This window comes from Pseudoalteromonas sp. 19-MNA-CIBAN-0066 (assembly GCF_040308705.1).
GTDB lineage: Bacteria > Pseudomonadota > Gammaproteobacteria > Enterobacterales > Alteromonadaceae > Pseudoalteromonas > Pseudoalteromonas nigrifaciens.
In genome coordinates this window covers 1-348 of sequence record NZ_JBEONZ010000126.1, presented here as the reverse complement: position 1 = coordinate 348, position 348 = coordinate 1, and the positions used below count along the sequence as shown (strand labels likewise).

The following is a 348-nucleotide window of genomic DNA, read 5'->3' as shown; positions in this document are numbered from 1 at the left end:
AGCGAAGAGTTTAACTCAACAAGCTAATAGCCAGCTTTATGCTTTGCTTCAAGAAGTTAAGCATTCTGTTCATGTAATTACCACCTCAAAAAATGAAATCATTCCCACGCTAGAAACCGCGCTTACCCAAGCAAAACAAGCATTTAACGTTGGTAAATTGAACTACAACCAGTGGAGCAGCGTGCGTCAGGCGCAATTAAGCGCGCAATCAGAACTACTTAGCGCTTATGAAAGCTTACATTTACAGCATATTGAAATTCAGCGTCTTACTGGCGCATCAATAGAACAATGAGATTATTTATGAAAACGACAAACTTTATTTCCTCCATAACCGTTGCCGTATTACTC

Annotated in this window: 1 pseudogene; it reads left to right on the top strand. The window is 39.7% G+C overall.

Annotation, left to right across the window (positions count from 1 at the left end):
- Nucleotides 1-292 (top strand): annotated as a pseudogene (locus tag AAEZ18_RS18490) (TolC family protein); the annotation flags it as partial.
- Between the last annotated feature and the right edge of the window lie 56 nt (nucleotides 293-348).